Origin of the sequence: Myroides gitamensis (assembly GCF_029894455.1) — a bacterium.
Taxonomy (GTDB): Bacteria; Bacteroidota; Bacteroidia; order Flavobacteriales; family Flavobacteriaceae; genus Flavobacterium; species Flavobacterium odoratum.
On sequence record NZ_JARYHN010000001.1, the window covers coordinates 375056 to 395745 of the forward strand.

The window sequence follows — 20690 nt, forward strand, 5'->3', positions numbered from 1 at the left end:
TTTAGTTATGGACAGCGTCCTATGACTAAAATTAAAGATAATTCCAAAACGGGTACTTCAGCAACGCCTGAGAGTACTGTAATCTTAGAATTAGAATCTTTGAATAAGGGTTTTTTAGCTCCACGTATGTCAACGGCACAACGTGATGCAATAGAACAGGACCAACTACCCGATGGGTTGATTATTTTTAATACAACATCAGGATGTGTGAATTACTGGTCGGGGATTCAGAGCACTTGGTTGAGTTTGTGTGGTACACCACCACCAGCGATTGTGTCTTTAACTAACTTGCAATGTAATTCCATTGAAACGGAAACATTAAAGCAAGGAGTATCTTTAAATACATCAAATAAATTATTAGTGCCAGTAACTGTTTCACAAGCAGGAACCTATGATATCTTGGTGAAAACAGACAATGGGTATTATTATCATGCTTCAGGTACTTTCCCGAGCACAGGTACTTATGATTTAATTCTGCAAGGAGTTGGAACACCTATAACAGGATATAACACGGGAAGTAACGGAGATCAGATGACCATTACCTTGAATGGAAAAGTAAGTACTTGTCAACCCTATACATTTGTAGAAAAAGCAGATGTTTCTTATGAATTGAGATGTGCTACGATTAGTATTGAAGGAGATTTATTCATTAATGTTCCGCTCAATGACACCAATAAATTAAAAGTAACAGTAGAAGTAACCAATACGGGATCTTGGAATATTAGAACGAATACGGTCAATGGAATTTCTTATTCGGGTAATGGAACTTTTACTACTGCAGGAAGCCATACGGTTGAATTAGTAGGTAATGGAGCACCTACTCAACCAGGTTCAACTCAGCTTATTTTGACGTCAAATTCAGCAGATGGTACAACAAATTGCCCTGGCATTGAAGCTGTCGTTAAAGATGTGGCATTTACCATGAACTGTGCTGATCTTACTGTTGAAGGGAATTATAAAGAAAATGTTTCTTTAAATGAGAGTAATTATATCGTACTTCCAGTACAAGTTTTGGCACCAGGAAAAACGATTATTTCAACCAATACAATTCACGGCATGCAGTTCTCTTCTGGTGAAGTTGTTTTAGAATTTAATCCTGCTGAGAATAATATACAAAATATTGTTCTTAGACCAACAATCATGAGCCCAACAGTAGTAGATGATTACAGTTTTACAATTTCTGCCAATAAAGGAACTCAAAGCACATGTACGGCTAGTATTACTATTGGTGCTCAAGATGTAGCTTTTACTTTTCAATGTAATGAAATCGTAACCAATGGGAAATATGCTCCTGGCGTAGCTATGGATGCAACTAATTCTCTTCAAGTTAAGGTAAATGTTCAGTATAGAGGAAATTATCAAATTAGCACAGATGAAGTTAATGGAGTAAAATTCCAGGCGACAGGCACATTCAATACTACTGGAGAACAAACCGTTGTGCTCAATGCAAGTGGTACACCGGTAGCTGGAGGTAAACACAATTTTAGAATTTCTTCTAATTCAAATGCAACATCCGGTAATAGAACTTGTCTACATCCTATTACATTTGTGTATAGAACCATGAATATTTTGGTGATACCTGGAGTAAGTGATTACAGTATTACAAGTGGTAATTCAAAACCTGGAGGGGTATTGATGCGCAATGCAGCTAATTTCGGAAGAGACGATAATTCGATTGTTAAAGTTGAAAACTTAAACATGATAAATCGTGGATTACCAAATGCAACTAACTTAAGAAATTATATTAATTCAGATAAGATTGATATTATTTGGATTAGTATATCTGGAGTAAATAGAGGACTTGAAGATGTCTTAACGGAATTTGTTAACGATAAAAAAGGAGTCTTAATCTTGAGTCAAGAGGCAAATTTAAGTGATTTAAGTCATTTAATCGACCGCATTGGTAGTGTGGTTACAAGCTCTACTGCACCTGCTGTAACACAAGGTAGTACGGTTTATACACAATCTAATTTAGTTTCTGCTATTGATGATCCTATTTTAAATGGTTCATTTGGAGATATTCGTTCGAAATACTTAGGTAATGATGCAACTAACGGTTTTTACTGGTCTGGATTCCCAGCAGATAAATATACAGTATTGGCTACTAAATCGGATGATACTAGTTGGGCTTGGTCGCTTAAGCACAAAACCAAAGGGTTTGTTATTGTCGGTGATGGAGGATGGTTACAAGGTACTATTAACACTGCCGCATCATCTACATCTGCTTATCCTACGTTGAGTACTAATATTGGAGTGCCTTTGTCACGTCCTGGATTTACGAAAGTGAGAAGTGCATCTGACAGAGTAAATGTTGAAAATGCATTTTTCTTAGTTAACATGATGGAATGGGCGATTAAGTTTTCTCAAGAAAATACCAACCAATCGTATATTATGACTGGTACGCCTCAGACCAATTAAAAATAAAAGTATAAAGTGCACTTAGTCGGTTGAATAAGACTAAAGTATGATCTTAAATACCAACTTTTATCCAAAAGTTGAGATACTATTGAAAGGGTTAGATTTGAATTCAAATCTAACCCTTTCCTGTATGAAATATCAGCTGTTTGTTTGCATTGAATTTACATGAATTATTGGATTAAATAGGGTTTATGGAACATTGGAAGGGAATGGAGAGAAAGAGTAGACGAGAAAAATAGAGAAAGCCTTTTAGGTTTATCCAAGACTCCTTAGAGGTTTCTTAGAGGTTTCTTAGAGGTTTCTTGGAGTATTCTTGGAGTATTCTTGGAGTATTCTTCGACAAAAAGACCTTTTATCCAAGCAATCTCCAAGGATACTCCTCGCATTGTCGAACAAATAAAAAGGAAAATAAGAGGAAAAGGGTAGAAAAGCATAACTTATAAAAAGAGAAGGAAGAGGAAAAGTAGTGTAGCAGAAGGATGAGCAATTTCCTACTTATTGTTTGGTGAAAAGTCAAATTAGATGAATAAAATGTAAACAAAATTGGAATAATAAGAAGAGGATTCTTATAATATTTCGTTTATATTGATTTTAGTTTAAAAAAATGTAAAAAAACGTATTGAGTTTGTTTTTTATTTGTTAATACATTATTTTTGATTGTTGTTTAATGTGAAAAAGAAATAAATACAATGGAAAACAGACTAATGTTTGATTACACCAAAAGAATTTTAGAAAATGTAAGTTTTGATTCAGCACTATTCGTAAAAGAATTTAATAAAGCTTTACTCCAAATGGTGCCTTATGATGTAGATCGATTAGAACAGTGGGTTGAAAAATATGTTGAAGACAAACCCTCCTTACATCAAAAACTAAGTCAAATGGAAATGCAAGAAGTATAAGAAGTAAATATTCAGACAAAAGTAGGTTTTGGTTACAGTTAGTTAAAAAAGAAGAGAGCTTGGGCTCTCTTTTTTGTTTGTGCGATGAGGAAAACTTGGATAGAAAATGATGTCAATGTATCAACGTTTTATACCAAGATTAGTGACTCACCTTATACCATAAAAAAAAATCCCGCTTTTGGCGGGATTTTATATCTATTAATAGTACGTATAACGTCTTACTTGTGCGATGTACTTCGCTAAGCGGATAACTTGGTGGCTATAGCCATATTCGTTATCATACCAAACATACATTACCACGTTTTTACCGTCTGCAGAAACAATTGTTGCTTTACTATCGAAGATAGCTGGCGCAGATGTTCCAACAATATCAGAAGATACTAACTCGTTGTTCAATGAATATTTGATTTGCTCTACTAAATTACCGTTTAATGCAGCATTGCGCATTACTTCATTTAATGCATCAACTGAAGTTTCTTTTCCAATCTCTAAGTTTAATACAACTAAAGATCCGTTTGGAACTGGTACACGGATAGCATTTGAAGTTAATTTACCTGCTAATGAAGGTAACGCTTTCGCAACAGCACTTCCTGCTCCTGTTTCTGTAATTACCATGTTCAATGCAGCTGCTCTACCACGACGGTATTTTTTATGCATATTATCAACCAAGTTTTGGTCATTAGTATACGCATGGATAGTCTCTAAGTGACCTTTTACTACACCAAAGTTATCTTCCATAACTTTTAAAATAGGTGTAATCGCATTTGTTGTACAAGAAGCAGCTGACCAAATGTTTACTTCCGCAGGGTTGTATTCTGTGTGGTTTACTCCATGTACAATATTAGGAATTCCTTTTCCAGGTGCTGTCAATAATACTTTTGAAGCTCCTTTTGATGATAAGTGACGTTTTAACGCTTCCTCTGTAGTGAATGCTCCTGTATTGTCAATGATTAATGCGTTGTCAATATCAAAAGCAGTATAGTCAATTTCTTCAGGAGTATTAGCTGAAATCATGTGAACAGTTGTTCCGTTGATGATTAAAGCATTGTTTGCTGGATCTGCAATTACAGAACCTTCGAAATCACCGTGTACAGAATCGTATTTTAATAAAGAAGCTCTTTTCTCTAATAAAACCGCATCGTTTTTATCACGGGTAACGATAGCTCTTAAACGCATTTGTTGTCCTTTTCCAATTTTGTTCATTAACTCGCGAGCTAATAAACGACCAATACGTCCAAAACCGTAAAGAACTACATCTTTAGGAACAATTTCTCCTGTATTTTTAGCATCTTTTAATTTGCTAACAACAAAACCTAACGCATTGCTGTGCTTGTTGTCTTCTAAATGATATTCATACGTTAAACGACCAATATCAATTCGTGAAGGTGGAAGATCAGCTTGTTGAATTGCTTTCGCTATTTCAACCGTATCAAAAATGTTAATCGGTTTCTCAACAAACTTAGCAGCATATTCATGTAAATTGATGATATCACTAACGCTACGGTCAATTAATTGATTGCGGAACATTAATAATTCAATAGATTTGTCAAACCATAAATCACTTACGATTTTGATAAACTCTACACATGCTTTTCTTCTGTCTGCTTGAAAAGCCAATTCCTTTTCGTATAAACTTGTATCTTTCATATTGTGTTAGATTGTGTTGTATAAAATTAGTGCAAAAGTCTACTTTTTTTATGAATAAAGCAAAAGTTAAATTTTGATTTAAACCCTCCCGTTTTTACAAATAAACCTTAATTAGTTCACCCTTAGGAGATAAAATATCCAATTTGATGCGTTGATTTTCATTGATTTGACTAAATAATGTTTTCGCCTCGTCAATTGAGTTAATTTTTTGCCCATTTATAGCCAGCAAAATAGCATCTACTAGCTCCCCTCGATACGGCATAAATTTTGTATTGGTAATCGCTGTGATTTTAACCCCATAGTTTACCTTGTATTTGGCCTGTTCTTCTGCTGTTAAGTCTTCAAACTCGATGCCATTAAACGCAAAAGTAGGGGCTTGAGCAGCAATTAAGCGAATCTCCTTTTGTTGGATGTTGTTGTTACTATTGATCGTTAGTTGCACTCGATCTCCAGGGCGTTTGGTATTGAGGATATTTTTAATATCTACAAAAGAGGTGATTGTTCGCCCATTAATAGCGGTAATAATATCTCCTTTTTTTAGCTGAACTTTAGCTGCATCGGAATCTTGTACCACTTCTTGGATATAGAATCCCTGATTTGTTGTTAAGTTGAGTTGTTTAGCCGAATTAGCATTCAGTTCAAAACCCGATACCCCCAGTGCTCCTTGTTGTACATTGCCAAATTCTAAGAAGTCTTCTACGATTTTTTTTGTTACATTAGAAGGAACGGCAAAAGCATAACCGACATAGGAACCCGTATTGGATGAAATCATGGTATTGATACCAATTAACTCCCCTTTTACATTCACCAAAGCACCACCGCTATTCCCTGGATTGACTGCTGCATCTGTTTGAATAAATGATTGAATCCCCGTTTCAGATAAATTTCTCGCTTTTGCTGATATAATACCCGCTGTCACGGTAGAGGTTAAGTTGTACGGATTCCCAACAGCTAATACCCATTCACCCAGTTGAATGGCATCAGAATCTCCAAAGGTTAAAAAAGGGAGCTTTTCGGGTGCGTCAATCTTGAGTAAGGCCAAGTCCATCTGTTTTTCGGATCCAATTAATCGAGCTTTATACGTTTTGTTGTTGTTTAAGGTAATTTCCAATTCTGAAGCATTGGCAATCACGTGGTTATTTGTCACAATATACCCATCTTCAGAAATAATTACACCCGAACCTGTCCCTACTTGGGTTTGTGTACCGCCTTTATACCCGTAAAAAAATTCCAATAAAGGATTGCTACGCGTGGTGATGTAACTTAAATTTTTTACGTGAACCACAGCATTGACGGTGTTTTCGGCCGCACTTGTAAAGTCAACAGGTGAAGCCTTTGGTACTTGATGCGAGGAGGAGGACTCCAATAAAGGGATTGATTCTCCAGCTGCTGCTCGTTTGTCCAAATAATATGTATAGCCTATTAACGTAATACCTGCTGTAAGAAGACAGGTGAAAAAAGTTGTAAAAAATTTTTTCATAATAGAACGAATAAAATGTGATACTAGTAAAATTAAAAAAGGATGTCGGGAATTAAAAAGTGTTTAACCAATGGTTAACAATGTATCAAATACAACGGATTATTCGTAAATTTGATTCCGAACACAGAAAAAACAATTGTATATGTTATCATTTTGGAAATACCAAGGAACAGGAAATGACTTCGTTATGCTCGATAACCGCAACAAAACTTTTGATGCGTCCAAGGAAGAGTTGATTGCTCATTTATGTGATCGCCGATTTGGAATAGGAGCAGACGGATTGATTCTTGTAGAAGAAGATGAACAGGCAGATTTTAAAATGGTATATTTCAATTCTGACGGAAAAGAAAGTACGATGTGTGGCAATGGAGGACGTTGTATTGTTGCCTTTGCTAAGCAATTGGGCATCATACAAGATACGTGTAATTTTACTGCAGTTGATGGGTTGCATTATGCAACGATTGATTCGCAGGGGATTGTTGCGTTACAAATGATTGATGTAGATCGCGTTGAACTACAAAAAAAAGGTGCGTTTCTCAATACAGGTTCCCCCCATCATGTTGAGATTGTACGTGATTTAGCTTATTTTGATGTGTATAAAAAAGGAAAACAGATTCGAAATAGTGAAGCGTATGCACCCAAGGGAACCAATGTCAACTTTGTAGAACAAGAAGGTCCTAATCACTTTAGAATTCGCACATTTGAAAGAGGGGTAGAGGATGAAACACTTTCTTGTGGAACTGGAGCTACAGCAGTAGCTTTGGCGATGCACAATTTAGGAAAGGTAGATAGCAATGAGGTGAAGATAGAAGTAGAAGGTGGTGAACTCGCTGTTCATTTTGAATACACAAACCAAACGTATCAAAAGGTATTTTTAAAAGGACCTGCAACTTTAGTTTTTCAAGGATCCATTAACCTATAACTATGATTAGATTAGAACACGAAACGATTTATCTTCGTGCCTTAGAACCGGAAGATTTAGAATTTATTTATCAAATAGAAAATGATTTGAGCTTTGTGGGAAGTGAGTAATACACAAACACCATACAGCCGATTCTTGATTCACCAATATTTAGAAAATGCCCATTTGGATATCTATGAAGCCAAACAATTGCGTTTGGTAATTTGTTCAAAGGCAACAAATGAAACCTTGGGATTGATTGATTTATTTGATTTTGACCCGAAGAATGGAAGAGCAGGGGTAGGAATTGTGATTCAACACGATACTAATCGAGCGCAAGGAGTTGGTTCTCAGGCATTGGAATTAGTACTAAATTATAGTAGAGAATATCTATATTTGAACCAACTTTATGCTAATATTGCATCCGATAATCAAGCGAGTATTCAGCTGTTTACAAAGTTTGATTTTAGCGAAATTGGAATAAAAAAAGCGTGGACTAGAGTAGGTCAAACGTATAAAGATGAAATAATGTACCAGTTAATATTTTAAAAAGAAGATGAAATTAAAAAATATACTGATCGCACTTTCGGTAGTAGGTGCTTTTGTTTTTTTGGGTTATTTGTATGTATGGTATCAGAAGGCCTTTTCGCCCAATTTAAAAAACTGGGATGAAAAAGAGTTTTTTTATATTCGTACATCCGATAATTTCATGGATGTATTGCAAGCGTTACGTCCGTATTTGAATAATCCAGAAGGATTTGAAGAAATTGCAAGTCAACGAAGCTTCAATAGCAACCTAATTGCAGGTCGTTTCAAGTTGACTAATGGGATGGATAGCTACAGCTTAATTGAAGCATTGAGAAAAAATGTTCCTGTGCGTTTAACGTTTAATAACCAGGAGCGTATTGAGAATTTAGCAGGAAGAATTGCTTCTCAAGTAGAGGCTGATAGTATTGCAATGATGGAGGTGTTTTACGATTCTCAATTCTTGGAAGAAAATGGCTTTACGAAAGAAAGTGTTTTAGTTGGTTTTTTACCTGAAACGTATGAATTCTATTGGACAGTTACTCCATTGAAAATGCGCAATAGAATGCATAAGGAATACCTGAAATTCTGGGATGAAGAGCGAAAAGAAAAGGCAGCAGCTTTAGGATTAACACCAGTAGAAGTAGCAATTTTAGCTTCTATTGTACAAAAAGAAACAAGTAAAAACGACGAGAAGTCTAAAGTAGCGGGTGTATATTTAAACCGTATGCGTATTGGAATGCCACTACAAGCAGATCCAACCGTAGTATACGCGAAAAAATTATATACGGATGATTTTGATCAAGTAATCAAAAGAGTGTACCACAAGGATACAGAAATTGCTTCTCCGTATAATACCTATCAAAATGTAGGACTTCCTCCAGGGCCTATCTTTATGCCAGACAAAGGAACCATTGATGCTGTATTAAACGCCGAAAAACACGATTATATCTATTTCTGTGCTAGCGTTGATCGCATGGGATACCACGAATTCGCTGAAACATTGGCACAACACAACCAGAATAGTAGAAAATATAGCGCCTGGTTGAATCAATCGGGGATTAGATAGTTTATGGTTAAGAGTTAAGAGTTAACAGTATAAAAATCATAAATAAGAAAACCATCCTTTGTAGGGATGGTTTTTTGTTTTTTATAAAGTAGATTGATTTTTCGATTAAAAGCATTTTTTTACCACTCACCATCTCATCTTCTCACCATCTTCCATCAATCGTTGAAATTCCTCCACAAACAAACCCACATGATAGCCATCAACAAGCGCATGATGAGCGTGAATAGACACAGGCATACTTAAAATACCTTGATTCTCTGTGACTTTTCCGAAAGAAATCTTAGGGGAACTATCGGGAAAAGAAAAACTTCTCGCGTGTGAAAGAGAGGTGAAATTTAGCCAGGGAACTGCAGAAAAGTGAATGACGTTTTCTCCCGTTATTGCAGGGAGTAGAGCGGTTGATTCTTGTGTTTTTTTAATTTCTTCTTGCGCATGTTGAATGAAGGTGGCTTCATCGATATGGTAATTCATATAAGCAAAATCAAAGGTACCATTAGGTCTATTGATGGTTAGAGAAGCGTGAATTTGATCATACAGATAAACTTCTTGATTAACGATGCGATAGCGGAAATTCTCTATGTGATTAGCGGCCTGTAAAGCGCGGTATAAGTAATATAAGAAAAATGATTGCCCGTTTTGTTTGGCTTGGGAATACGCCTGTGTACAATCGATAGTCACTGTAATACCAAAAAAAGGTTCATCAAAGGTGGAAAAGAATTTAAATTGTTCTTTTCTGTTCCATTCTTCTAGGTGGATTAAATGTCTCATAAGCTATAAATAGTGTAAAAGATCTGGTAATGTTTGTAAGGTAATTAATTTTTCGTGCTGTAGGGGAGTGTCATGTTGTTCATGAGACCAAGTAACAGAATAGGGAATATAACCCGCATGAGCATCCAAGGCTAATACAGGTAGGATGTCCGATTTCATTGAATTACCTACCATAAGAAACTGCTCGGGTTTACACGACAAGCGACGCAACAAGTGTTCATAATCCACGGTTTGCTTATCACTCATAATTTCAATATGATGAAAATAATCACCGAGAGCAGAATTTTTTATTTTTCGCTGCTGGTCGAGTAGATCTCCTTTGGTAGCGAGAATCAAATCGTACTTGCCGTGCAGTGCATCGAGCGTTTGGTGCACACCCGCGAGTAACTCAACGGGACGTTGCAATAAAGCATGACCTAAATCTAGGATGTTAGCTATAATTTGTGGGGACACTTGATGGTGACTTACTCGTTGAGCAGTCTCAATCATACATAAGATAAATCCTTTAATACCGAAGCCATACAAAGGTAAATTCTTAACTTCAGTCTGGTATAGTTCACTTGAAAGTTGTTCTGCCGTTTGATAATCTTGTAAAAGATGGACGAATTGCTGTTCCGCTTCTTGAAAATAAGGTTCATTTACCCAGAGCGTATCATCAGCATCAAAAGCAAGAGTCGTTATTTTATTTTGTAGTTGCATGTTTTGTATTTTTGCAATTTATGCGGTAAATTTCTGTAAATTAAAATAAACAAAAGGGACAATTGTCTTACAAGCTATGATACGAACCAACGAAACTTTCTTACACTATCTTGATGAACTTTATCTTCAGCATACCTATCCCAGTGATGCTATTGCCATTGTGACGTTTGCTCCTGGAGATTATTTATTTCTACAAAATGAAAAAGCATCCCATGTTTTATTAATCAAGCAAGGAGTGACTAAAGTTTTCTTTGAAGAAGAAAATGAAAAAGAATATATCGTTGAGTTTTTGGGTAAAGGGGAGATTATTGGGGATATTGAATACATCCGAAAAATTGAAGGGTTGTGTAATGTACAAGCCTTAGATGTGGTAGAAACCTATGTGTTGTCCTATTCTTTTTTTCAATCCTTACTCAACAAAGATAGTGCGTTATATGAATTGCTCTTGGATGCCTTTGCTTCGCGCATTGTCAATACAGCACGTAGAGCCTCTTATCAGCAGTTGTATACCATAGAGTATAGCTTACATCAATTGGTCGAAATGCAGAAAAAACAAGCCATTACCTTGTCAAAAGAAGACATGGCAGCTTATCTTGGCATTTCAGTGCGAAGTTTGAATCGCAGTTTGAAACAGCTGAAAGATGGTGAGGTGGTAAGAGGTTGAGGCGATGAGAGGTTGAGGTGATGAGAAGGTGAGGTGGTGAAATCGAAACGCAGTGAAAATCGAAACGCAGTGTAGATTCATCGAACACCAAAACAAATATAAAATCTGTGAGATATATTCATCGAACACCAAAACCAATATAAAATAGGTGAGATAGAAGGTGAGGTGGTGAAATCGAAACGCAGTGTAGATTCATCGAACACCAAAACCAATATAAAATAGGTGAGATAGAAGGTGAGGTGGTGAGAAGGTGAGGTGGTGAGAAGGTGAGGTGGTGAGAAGATGAGGTGGTGAGAAGATGAGGTGGTGAGAAGGTGAGGTGGTGAGAAGGTGAGGTGGTGAAATCGAAACGCAGTGAAAATCGAAACGCAGTGTAGATTCATCGAACACCAAAACAAATATAAAATCTGTGAGATATATTCATCGAACACCAAAACCAATATAAAATAGGTGAGATAGAAGGTGAGGTGGTGAGAAGGTGAGGTGGTGAGAAGGTGAGGTGGTGAAATCGAAACGCAGTGAAAATCGAAACGCAGTGTAGATTCATCGAACACCAAAACCAATATAAAATAGGTGAGATAGATGATGAAAATACGTAGTGGCAAATGGCAATTTGCCAGGTAACCGGATAATTCATCAAGTAACTGGATCATTCACCAAGTAACCGGATAATTCACCAAGTAACTGGATAATTCACCAAGTAACTGGATAATTCGCCAAGTAACCGGATAATTCACCAAGTAATTGGATAATTTTTCTGGTTAAGAGTGAATCAAAAAATAAAAGAGGATGCAAAAAACACCCTCTTCTTATTTGAACAATACTTGCGTATCTATATAACTAATTATTTGTCAATCTCTTCTGAAGTAAATCCTAGTTTTACTGTAGGGAATTTACTCTGTGTCATTTGAACGGAAAATTCACTATCTGCTAAGAAAACCAATTGCCCTGATTTATCTATCGCTAAGAATTTTTGCTTGATGCGTTTAAATTCTTTGAACTCTTCATTCTTTGGATCTTCAGGTCGAACCCAACAAGCTTTGTAAGCAGGGAAGTTTTCATACGTACATTTAGCTCCGTATTCGTGCTCTAAACGATATTGAATAACTTCATATTGTAACGCTCCAACGGTTCCAATTACTTTACGACCATTCATTTCTAACGTAAATAACTGAGCAACTCCTTCATCCATCAACTGGTCAATTCCTTTTTCCAATTGCTTTGATTTCATCGGATCTGCATTATTGATGTATCGGAAGTGTTCTGGAGAGAAGCTAGGAATTCCTTTAAAGCTCATGATTTCTCCCTCTGTCAAGGTATCTCCAATCTTGAAGTTTCCTGTATCGTGTAAGCCTACAATATCTCCTGCATAAGAAATATCTACAATTTCTTTTTTCTCTGCGAAGAAGGCATTCGGACTTGAAAATTTTAGTTTTTTATTTTGACGAACGTGTAAATAAGGAGTATTTCTCTCAAATGTACCTGATACAATCTTGATGAAAGCCAAACGGTCTCTGTGTTTTGGGTCCATATTGGCGTGAATTTTGAATACAAAACCACTAAATCCTTTTTCTGTTGGTTCAACTACTCGCGTATCTGATTCTTTTGCTCTTGGAGAAGGTGCAATTTGAATAAAGCAATCCAATAATTCTCGAACTCCAAAATTGTTTAAAGCAGATCCAAAAAATACAGGTTGCAATTGCCCTTGTACATAAGCTTCGCGATCGAAATCAGGATAAATCTCATGAATAATTTCTAATTCTTCTCTTAATTTATCCGCTGGTTTACTACCGATTAATTCGTCTAATTCTTTTGATTCTAAGTCAGAAATATTAATCACATCATCGATATTCTTTCTGCTGTCATCTGTGAATAAGTTAATGTTCTTTTCCCAAATGTTGTAGATTCCTTTGAAATCATACCCCATTCCGATAGGATAACTCAAAGGGGTTACTTTCAATTGAAGTTTTTGCTCCACTTCATCCATCAAGTCAAAAGCATCACGTCCTTCACGGTCTAATTTATTGATGAAAACAATCATCGGAATGTTGCGCATACGACATACTTCAACCAATTTTTCCGTTTGTTCTTCCACCCCTTTTGCAACGTCAATCACTACAATCACACTATCAACGGCTGTTAAGGTACGGAATGTATCTTCAGCAAAATCCTTGTGACCAGGTGTATCTAAGATGTTGACTTTTTTGTCTTTATAGTTAAAGGCTAATACAGATGTAGCAACTGAGATTCCTCTTTGGCGCTCAATCTCCATGAAATCGGAAGTAGCTCCTTTTTTAATCTTATTATTTTTTACTGCACCAGCTTCTTGAATTGCCCCTCCAAAAAGTAGCAATTTCTCTGTTAAGGTTGTCTTACCAGCATCGGGGTGAGCAATTACACCAAATGTTCTTCTGCGTTCTATTTCTGTTAAAAAACTCATCTCTAAAAAAATTAGGTTGCAAAAATACTCATTATTTGCTGAAAATAATAATAATGAATCGCAATCGTTTCTTTAGGATGTAGTTTCTTTAGTAAAAAGAAGAGCTAAACGAATTGGGACAAAGGAATTAACGGAAGCTAAGAAAGGGAAATTAGATTGAAAAAACTAAATAGAATGTTAATCCTTAAGGTAAATAAATGAGGTATTAGTAATATTGTTAATTACGTTTTTTAACTCGTTTATTTAAGCGTATTTTGATTCGTTTTTTTAAAAATAATCCCATTTATGGCTTATAAATGTTATTTTTGTTAGCGAATAAGAAATATAAAGTATAGGTAATGAAGTATAGAGAAATTAGATACATCAAATATAGCGTTGTTTTACTAGCGGTACTTTTGGGCTATACTAGTTGTGACAAGCAAAAGAAACTCGATGGAGATAAATATGTCGCTCGAGTGGATAATAAATATTTAGAACGTTCTTCTTTGCAAAGTATCGTGCCTCCACAAAGTACAGTGAAGGACAGTATTGCAATGGTAGAATTATTCATCAATAAATGGGCAACTAAACAGCTGTTAATGGATGCTGCAGAGTTTAATTTATCCGATGAAAAGAAGAAAGAGATAGATGAGTTAGTCGCTAATTTTAAATCGGAATTACTCATTAAAGGGTATCTGGAAAAATTAGTGCAACAATCGATTGATACGGTTGTTCGAGCAAGCGATCTAAAAACATATTATGATCAAGTGAAACAAGGATTTCGAGTAGACGATATGTTGGTCAAGCTTTCTTATGTCAATATTTTAAATTCCAATACGCATTTTAATAAGGTGAAGAGTGGATTTAATGGAGGGAAGGAAATCAAGTACGAATTGCTAGATCAGCTGTCCTTACAAATGAAATCATATGTCTTGAATGATTCATTATGGGTGAATGTCTCTCAAATCTATGAGAAACTACCTTTTATTAATGCAGAAAATAGAGAACAATATTTAAAAAATAATACCTATTTCGAGGTTAAGGATGAAAATAGTACGTACTTTGTGCGTATCAATCAAGTTTTGAAAAAAGGAGACATGGTTCCTTATTCCTATTTAGAACCCTCATTGCGATTAATGGTTTTGAATAATCGAAAAATGGAATTACTAAAACAGATAGAAGAAGATATTTTAAAAGATGCAAAAAAAGATAAAAATTATGAAATTTATCAGTAAGAAGGTGCTGTTTGCACTAGGACTATCATGTGTGATGATAGGCGGTATGCAAGCGCAAAATCCGGCAGGAAAGAGAAAAATTGATGGGGTAGTTGGGGTAGTTGGAGATTATGTAATCTTAGAATCCGAAATTGATAAAACCTTGTTGGAGCTAAAAGCACAGCGTATTCCTATTGATAATTTGTCAAAATGTGATTTATTTGAGCGTTTATTAGAAGATAAATTATATGCCCACCAAGCAGTTCAAGATAGTATCGAAGTGAATGATGCAGAAGTAACTGGATTCATGAATGATCAGATCAACAGAATGGTAGAAGAAGTTGGTGGAATTGATCGTATTTTAGGGTTTTACAACAAAAAAACAGAAGAAGAATTTAGAGATTATTTCTTTGATATTGTAAAGCAAAATAAATTAACTCAAGCAATGCAAAAACACATTGTTGAGAAAGTAACGATTACACCAGAAGAGGTAAGACAGTTCTTTAAGGCTATTCCAGAGGATGAAAGACCAACTGTTGGTGATGAGGTAGAAATTGCAGAAATTGTAATCAAACCAGAAATCTCAAAAGAACAAAAGCAAAAAGTAATTGACCGTTTAAACGAAATGCGTAGTGACGTAATAGACAACGGAGCCAGTTTCTTCAGTAAAGCAGTTTTATTTACGGATGATAAAGGTTCAGCAGCTAATGGTGGATTCTATTCAATTACGAAAAAAGCTCCTTTTGCTAAAGAGTTTAAAGAGGTTGCTTTTAGTTTAGCAGAAGGTGAAATATCAGCGCCTTTCGAAACAGAATTTGGATTTCACATCATCTATTTAGAGAAGATTAGAGGACAACATTTAGATGTTCGCCATATTTTATTAGTTCCTAAGCCAACAGAACAAGCATTGGAAGATGCCAAGAAAAAGTTAGAAGGTGTTCGCGAGAAAATTGTAAACAATGAAATTACATTTGCTGAAGCAGCAGCAGCTTCTTCTGATGATAAGGATACAAAACAAAATGGGGGAGTTTTAAGAGATCCAATGACCATGGACCCTCGTTTTGACCTAAATAAAATGGAAGATAGAGAATTGTATTTCTTAGTTAATTCACTTAAAGAGAAAGAGATTTCCCCTGTAGCCTTAAAAACGGATTACAGAGATCAAAAAAGCTATCGTATTGTAACCATCAATAAGAAAATTGCTTCGCATAAAATTGACTTTGTTGACGATTATACGAAGGTAAAAACCATGGCTTTGAACAAAAAACAAGAAGGTGAGCTTCAAAAATGGATTACAAAGAAGATAAATGATGCCTATATTAACATTCAAGGGGAATATAGAGACTGCAAATTCCATAATAATTGGCTCAAAAAATAATAAAATAATAATCTAAACGATTGAAAACGACATTTTAGCAATAGACTAAAATGTCGTTTTTTTATTAAATAGGAATGAAAAGTTGAAATATCTTAAAATTATAAGGTAAAAAATAATTTATTTCAGATTAATTGATTAGAAACGCTAAAAGTATTGTTGTTTTTTTATCAAAGTAGAATGTTTGTAAATAATAATTTTTGGATTTGAGGGAAATATTAAAAACTTTTGAAAATTAATTAGATTGATTAAATTTGCGACGACAAAAAATAAAATACAAGTCAAATACTCTTTCGAAGTAGAAGACTGTAAGTTTTGATTTTATCAGCTGAAGAATAACTGATAGGAATATCAGAAGTATTATAAAGTACTTTATTAGATGTTTTTAGAGGCTGTAAAAGAAGAAGCAATGATGCTGATTCAACAGAAGAAATTTGAAACGAACAGACTTGCGAGAGTAGAAGTACAAGTGAAAAAATAACTAATACAAAATAATCAGTTATGGGGAAGAGGAGATCTTTGATTTTCAACAACCTGTAAGTAATAGACCTGAATTATGAGCTTTTATAAGGATTACATCAACGAGATTGAAGAAAGAAAAAATCAAGGACTTAACCCTAAGCCAATTGATGGAGCTGAGCTATTAAGTGAAATTATAGCACAGATTAAAGATACAGAGAACGCACACCGTGCAGAATCTCTTAAGCTTTTTATTTATAACGTTTTACCTGGTACAACTAGTGCTGCTGGGGTTAAAGCTAAATTTTTAAAAGAAATCATCTTAGGTGAGGCTGTGGTAAGTGAAATTACACCTGCTTTTGCTTTTGAATTATTATCACACATGAAGGGTGGACCTTCTATCGAGGTGTTATTAGATTTAGCTTTAGGAAATGACGTAGCAATCGCTCAAGAGGCTGCTAAAGTATTGAAAACACAAGTGTACTTGTACGAAGCTGATACAGATCGTTTAAAAGAAGCGTTCTTAAGCGGTAATGCTGTAGCAAAAGATATCTTAGAAAGTTATGCAAAAGCAGAGTTCTTTACGAAATTGCCTGAAGTAGATGAGAAAATTGAAGTAGTTACTTTCATCGCTGGTGAAGGAGATATTTCAACAGATTTACTTTCTCCAGGAAACCAAGCACACTCTCGTGCAGACCGTGAACTTCACGGATTGTGTATGATTAGTACAGAAGCACAACAACAAATCAAAGCTTTACAAGAATTACATCCAGGTAAAAAAGTGATGTTAATTGCTGAAAAAGGAACGATGGGAGTTGGATCTTCAAGAATGTCAGGAGTAAATAACGTAGCACTTTGGACAGGTAAACAAGCAAGTCCATATGTTCCATTCGTAAACATTGCTCCAATTGTTGCTGGTACAAACGGAATTTCTCCAATTTTCTTAACTACAGTTGACGTAACTGGAGGTATTGGAATTGACTTGAAAAACTGGGTGAAAAAAACTGATGCTGCTGGTGAAGTAGTTCGCAATGAAAAAGGAGAGCCAGTATTAGAAGAAGTTTATTCTGTAGCTACAGGTACTGTATTGACAATTAATACAAAAACCAAAAAATTATACAACGGAGATCAAGAGTTAATCGATATTTCGAAAGCTTTAACTCCACAAAAAATGGAATTTATCAAAGCTGGTGGATCTTATGCTATCGTATTTGGTAAAAAAATCCAAACATTCGCTGCAAAATTATTAGGAATGGAAGCTCCTGTAGTTTTTGCTCCTTCTAAAGAAATCTCTGTTGAAGGACAAGGATTAACAGCAGTTGAAAAAATCTTCAACCGCAACGCAGTAGGTGTAACAAACGGAAAAGTATTACATGCAGGTTCTGACGTTCGTGTAGAAGTGAATATCGTAGGATCACAGGATACAACTGGATTGATGACTGCTCAGGAGTTAGAAGCAATGGCAGCAACTGTTATTTCTCCTATCGTTGATGGAGCTTACCAATCAGGATGTCATACAGCATCAGTTTGGGATAAAAAAGCACAAGCAAATATCCCGAAATTGATGAAATTCATGAACGAGTTCGGTTTAATTACTGCACGTGACCCTAAAGGAGAATACCACTCAATGACGGACGTTATCCACAAAGTATTGAACGATATTACTGTGGACGAATGGGCTATCATCATCGGTGGGGATTCACACACTAGAATGTCTAAAGGGGTTGCTTTTGGAGCAGATTCAGGAACAGTAGCTTTAGCGTTAGCAACAGGTGAGGCTTCAATGCCAATTCCAGAGTCTGTAAAAGTTACGTTTAAAGGAAGCATGAAAGAACACATGGATTTCCGTGACGTAGTGCACGCAACTCAATCACAAATGTTGAAACAATTTGGAGGTGAAAACGTGTTCCAAGGTAGAATTATCGAAGTTCATATCGGTACTTTACTTGCAGATCAAGCGTTTACATTCACAGACTGGACAGCTGAAATGAAAGCAAAAGCGTCTATCTGTATTTCACAAGATGATACTTTAATCGAATCATTGGAAATCGCGAAGAGCCGTATCCAAATCATGATCGATAAAGGAATGGATAACAAAAACCAAGTGTTACAAGGATTAATCAACAAAGCGAACAAGCGTATTGAAGAAATTAGAACAGGTGATAAACCTGCTTTAATGCCAGATGCAAATGCAAAATACTATGCTGAGGTTGTAGTTGATCTTGATATCATTGAAGAACCAATGATTGCCGATCCAGATGTAAACAATGATGACGTTTCTAAACGCTATACACACGATACAATTAGAGAGCTTTCTTTCTATGGTGGAGATAAAAAAGTAGATTTAGGTTTCGTTGGTTCATGTATGGTTCACAAAGATGACTTGAAAATTGTTTCTCAAATGTTGAAAAATATTGAAAAACAAACAGGTGCTGTGAAATTTAATGCACCACTTGTTGTGGCAGCTCCAACATATAACATCATTGATGAGTTAAAAGCAGAAGGAGATTGGGAATACTTACAAAAATATTCTGGTTTCGAATTCAGTGACCTTTTACCTAAAAACAATGCACGTACTGAATATGAAAACATCATGTATTTAGAGCGTCCTGGTTGTAACTTATGTATGGGTAACCAAGAGAAAGCAGCAAAAGGAGATACGGTAATGGCTACATCAACGCGTTTATTCCAAGGACGTGTGGTAGAAGATTCAGAACGCAAAAAAGGAGAATCTTTATTAGCTTCTACTCCAGTAGTTGTTCTTTCTGCGATTTTAGGTAGAGTTCCAACAATGGAAGAATATAAAGCTTCTGTAGAAGGAATTAACTTGACAAAGTTTAAACCAATTTCGACAAAATAATTAGAATAGTATTTATAAAAAAAGCGAGGTAGTCTGTGTAGATTACCTCGTTTTTTTATAGTGTATTAGCTTTTAATCAAACATGTACTTTAATTAAAGCATTGTGCATGATGTTCTATTTCAAAATTGCAAGAATTAGCAATAAAACAAAGTTTATTGGATTGGATATGAAGTTGTAGGGCTAATTCTTTTTGTGATTCCTCTTTGATGCGTACTATCGGATTTAAAACTACTTTGGTTATACGTCCACTACCATCAGCATTTAGTATCAATGTAGCTTCCGAATTATCTTCATAAGCAAGCACTTCTATATTGTGTTGCTGGCATATATATAAATACGACATCATATGACACGATGTAAGGGCACTCAACAATAAATCTTCTGGATTTAGCAATGTAGGATCCCCTTTAAAAGCTTTGGCTGCTGAAATAGATAAAATATCTTTTCCTTCTATTTTGATGGTATGGCTTTTGGCATATACCTTTATGTTTTGCTCTTTCACTTTGTCGGTAGCCATCCAATTTAGTGCTGCTTTAAAAAGATGTTTGTACATAATAAATGTCTTAAGCGAGGTTGTGTATATTGGTTTAAGTGTTGAAATAAGAGATGAAGATGGTAGTATAGATCGTTTTTATATTATAATAGTACCTATAAAAAAGAAAGTCATTCTCGCATTTTCTATAAATTCTTCGATAGTAGTTTTTTTAGTAGCATTTTTATTATATAGTTCGAAGTAATACGCTGTTGGATTTGCCATTCCCATTCTAAATAACCAAAAAACAAATCTCTTTGTTTGAGGATTTGGATTCAGTTCTTTTAATTCTTTTACACAACAGATAACTAAACTATCATTCCTTATTAGATTATAAAAAACTTTTTGCTTTTGAGTTAAAGTATCTAGCTCAGCTTGAGTTTTTTTAGATGTTTCTTTTCCAAATACAATATCAGGGTTAAAAATTCCTAATTTGAAAATATTTTCATATTGAGGATTATCTAATTGAAGGTTCAAATATTTTTCATCGAATTTATAGGTACCATTCTTAAGTTTGCTTATTTCTCCATTAAATCGAACATAATCATGTAGTTTATAATTTTGAGACTTGAACGTTTGTTTTGCAAATCTATATTTATCACTTTCACTTTTTCCAAGTAATAGTTGGATATTACATAAGAACAAAATTGTTAAGCGTAGTGCTCTCATATAACTGGATATAATGTTTATTTACTAGGTTTAGAATAGGAATTAATGCTGAGAATTAAATCTACATAACCACAACCTATTGATAGACAAA

Annotated in this window: 15 protein-coding genes and 1 pseudogene; 9 read left to right on the plus strand and 7 right to left on the minus strand. The window is 35.1% G+C overall.

Features of this window, described 5'->3' with window-relative positions; genetic code table 11:
• Positions 1-21 precede the first annotated feature (21 nt).
• Positions 22-2418: a phage tail-like protein gene (locus tag M2306_RS01785; RefSeq protein ID WP_115091042.1), complete on the plus strand. Its 2397-nt coding sequence runs from the start codon at positions 22-24 to the stop codon at positions 2416-2418.
• A 689-nt stretch (positions 2419-3107) separates the two neighbouring features.
• Positions 3108-3317: a hypothetical protein gene (locus M2306_RS01790; protein ID WP_115091040.1), complete on the plus strand. Its 210-nt coding sequence runs from the start codon at positions 3108-3110 to the stop codon at positions 3315-3317.
• A 198-nt stretch (positions 3318-3515) separates the two neighbouring features.
• On the opposite strand, the gene M2306_RS01795 is transcribed toward M2306_RS01790, so the two are convergent.
• Together M2306_RS01795 and M2306_RS01800 are read right to left on the minus strand one after the other, a co-directional pair.
• Positions 3516-4964 (minus strand): glyceraldehyde-3-phosphate dehydrogenase, encoded by a 1449-nt coding sequence (locus tag M2306_RS01795; protein ID WP_115091038.1) that lies wholly within the window; start codon positions 4962-4964, stop codon positions 3516-3518.
• Positions 4965-5058: 94 nt separating this feature from the next.
• Entirely contained in the window at positions 5059-6444 is a 1386-nt protein-coding gene (locus M2306_RS01800; protein WP_115091036.1) for a trypsin-like peptidase domain-containing protein, read from the minus strand.
• 142 nt (positions 6445-6586) lie between these two features.
• Between M2306_RS01800 and dapF the strand changes: the two genes are divergently transcribed.
• From dapF to mltG, 3 genes and pseudogenes are all read left to right on the plus strand, one after another.
• On the plus strand, positions 6587-7366 hold the full coding sequence (gene dapF, locus M2306_RS01805; protein ID WP_259190933.1) for a diaminopimelate epimerase: 780 nt from the start codon (positions 6587-6589) through the stop codon (positions 7364-7366).
• Between the two features lie 2 nt (positions 7367-7368).
• Positions 7369-7894: pseudogene (locus M2306_RS01810) on the plus strand (GNAT family N-acetyltransferase).
• 7 nt (positions 7895-7901) lie between these two features.
• The gene (mltG, locus tag M2306_RS01815; RefSeq protein WP_259190930.1) at positions 7902-8939 is read left to right on the plus strand and encodes an endolytic transglycosylase MltG; all 1038 of its coding nucleotides are present in this window, start codon (positions 7902-7904) and stop codon (positions 8937-8939) included.
• 126 nt (positions 8940-9065) lie between these two features.
• On the opposite strand, the gene M2306_RS01820 is transcribed toward mltG, so the two are convergent.
• Together M2306_RS01820 and M2306_RS01825 are read right to left on the minus strand one after the other, a co-directional pair.
• Positions 9066-9707: a chloramphenicol acetyltransferase gene (locus tag M2306_RS01820; protein WP_259190929.1), complete on the minus strand. Its 642-nt coding sequence runs from the start codon at positions 9705-9707 to the stop codon at positions 9066-9068.
• A gap of 3 nt (positions 9708-9710) precedes the next feature.
• Positions 9711-10406: an HAD family hydrolase gene (locus tag M2306_RS01825; protein ID WP_259190928.1), complete on the minus strand. Its 696-nt coding sequence runs from the start codon at positions 10404-10406 to the stop codon at positions 9711-9713.
• Positions 10407-10482: 76 nt separating this feature from the next.
• Here M2306_RS01825 and M2306_RS01830 point away from each other — a divergent pair, with 76 nt between their 5' ends.
• On the plus strand, positions 10483-11070 hold the full coding sequence (locus M2306_RS01830; RefSeq protein WP_259190926.1) for a Crp/Fnr family transcriptional regulator: 588 nt from the start codon (positions 10483-10485) through the stop codon (positions 11068-11070).
• Between the two features lie 844 nt (positions 11071-11914).
• Here the strand turns inward: M2306_RS01830 and M2306_RS01835 are convergent.
• The gene (locus tag M2306_RS01835; protein ID WP_115091023.1) at positions 11915-13510 is read right to left on the minus strand and encodes a peptide chain release factor 3; all 1596 of its coding nucleotides are present in this window, start codon (positions 13508-13510) and stop codon (positions 11915-11917) included.
• A gap of 338 nt (positions 13511-13848) precedes the next feature.
• Between M2306_RS01835 and M2306_RS01840 the strand changes: the two genes are divergently transcribed.
• From M2306_RS01840 to M2306_RS01850, 3 genes are all read left to right on the plus strand, one after another.
• Complete coding sequence (locus tag M2306_RS01840; RefSeq protein ID WP_259189060.1) at positions 13849-14724, plus strand: hypothetical protein; 876 nt, start codon at positions 13849-13851, stop codon at positions 14722-14724.
• On the plus strand, positions 14708-16081 hold the full coding sequence (locus M2306_RS01845) for a peptidylprolyl isomerase (protein WP_115091667.1): 1374 nt from the start codon (positions 14708-14710) through the stop codon (positions 16079-16081). Before M2306_RS01840 ends, M2306_RS01845 begins: the two co-directional genes overlap by 17 nt.
• 553 nt (positions 16082-16634) lie before the next feature.
• On the plus strand, positions 16635-19397 hold the full coding sequence (locus tag M2306_RS01850; RefSeq protein ID WP_259189059.1) for a bifunctional aconitate hydratase 2/2-methylisocitrate dehydratase: 2763 nt from the start codon (positions 16635-16637) through the stop codon (positions 19395-19397).
• 89 nt (positions 19398-19486) lie between these two features.
• Here the strand turns inward: M2306_RS01850 and M2306_RS01855 are convergent, their stop codons facing one another.
• Together M2306_RS01855 and M2306_RS01860 are read right to left on the minus strand one after the other, a co-directional pair.
• Positions 19487-19951, minus strand: a complete 465-nt coding sequence (locus M2306_RS01855; RefSeq protein ID WP_259189058.1) for an OsmC family protein — start codon at positions 19949-19951, stop codon at positions 19487-19489.
• Positions 19952-20029: 78 nt separating this feature from the next.
• A complete protein-coding gene (locus tag M2306_RS01860) occupies positions 20030-20599 on the minus strand; it encodes a hypothetical protein (protein ID WP_259189057.1) in 570 nt (189 codons plus the stop codon).
• Positions 20600-20690: the final 91 nt, after the last annotated feature.

Bases quoted from the DNA above. Each gene is read 5' to 3' on its own strand.
- M2306_RS01785 (WP_115091042.1), top strand. From the start codon at position 22: ATGACTAAAATTAAAGATAATTCCAAAACGGGTACTTCAGCAACGCCT.
- M2306_RS01790 (WP_115091040.1), top strand. From the start codon at position 3,108: ATGGAAAACAGACTAATGTTTGATTACACCAAAAGAATTTTAGAAAAT.
- M2306_RS01795 (WP_115091038.1), bottom strand. From the start codon at position 4,964: ATGAAAGATACAAGTTTATACGAAAAGGAATTGGCTTTTCAAGCAGAC.
- M2306_RS01800 (WP_115091036.1), bottom strand. From the start codon at position 6,444: ATGAAAAAATTTTTTACAACTTTTTTCACCTGTCTTCTTACAGCAGGT.
- dapF (WP_259190933.1), top strand. From the start codon at position 6,587: ATGTTATCATTTTGGAAATACCAAGGAACAGGAAATGACTTCGTTATG.
- mltG (WP_259190930.1), top strand. From the start codon at position 7,902: ATGAAATTAAAAAATATACTGATCGCACTTTCGGTAGTAGGTGCTTTT.
- M2306_RS01820 (WP_259190929.1), bottom strand. From the start codon at position 9,707: ATGAGACATTTAATCCACCTAGAAGAATGGAACAGAAAAGAACAATTT.
- M2306_RS01825 (WP_259190928.1), bottom strand. From the start codon at position 10,406: ATGCAACTACAAAATAAAATAACGACTCTTGCTTTTGATGCTGATGAT.
- M2306_RS01830 (WP_259190926.1), top strand. From the start codon at position 10,483: ATGATACGAACCAACGAAACTTTCTTACACTATCTTGATGAACTTTAT.
- M2306_RS01835 (WP_115091023.1), bottom strand. From the start codon at position 13,510: ATGAGTTTTTTAACAGAAATAGAACGCAGAAGAACATTTGGTGTAATT.
- M2306_RS01840 (WP_259189060.1), top strand. From the start codon at position 13,849: ATGAAGTATAGAGAAATTAGATACATCAAATATAGCGTTGTTTTACTA.
- M2306_RS01845 (WP_115091667.1), top strand. From the start codon at position 14,708: ATGAAATTTATCAGTAAGAAGGTGCTGTTTGCACTAGGACTATCATGT.
- M2306_RS01850 (WP_259189059.1), top strand. From the start codon at position 16,635: ATGAGCTTTTATAAGGATTACATCAACGAGATTGAAGAAAGAAAAAAT.
- M2306_RS01855 (WP_259189058.1), bottom strand. From the start codon at position 19,951: ATGTACAAACATCTTTTTAAAGCAGCACTAAATTGGATGGCTACCGAC.
- M2306_RS01860 (WP_259189057.1), bottom strand. From the start codon at position 20,599: ATGAGAGCACTACGCTTAACAATTTTGTTCTTATGTAATATCCAACTA.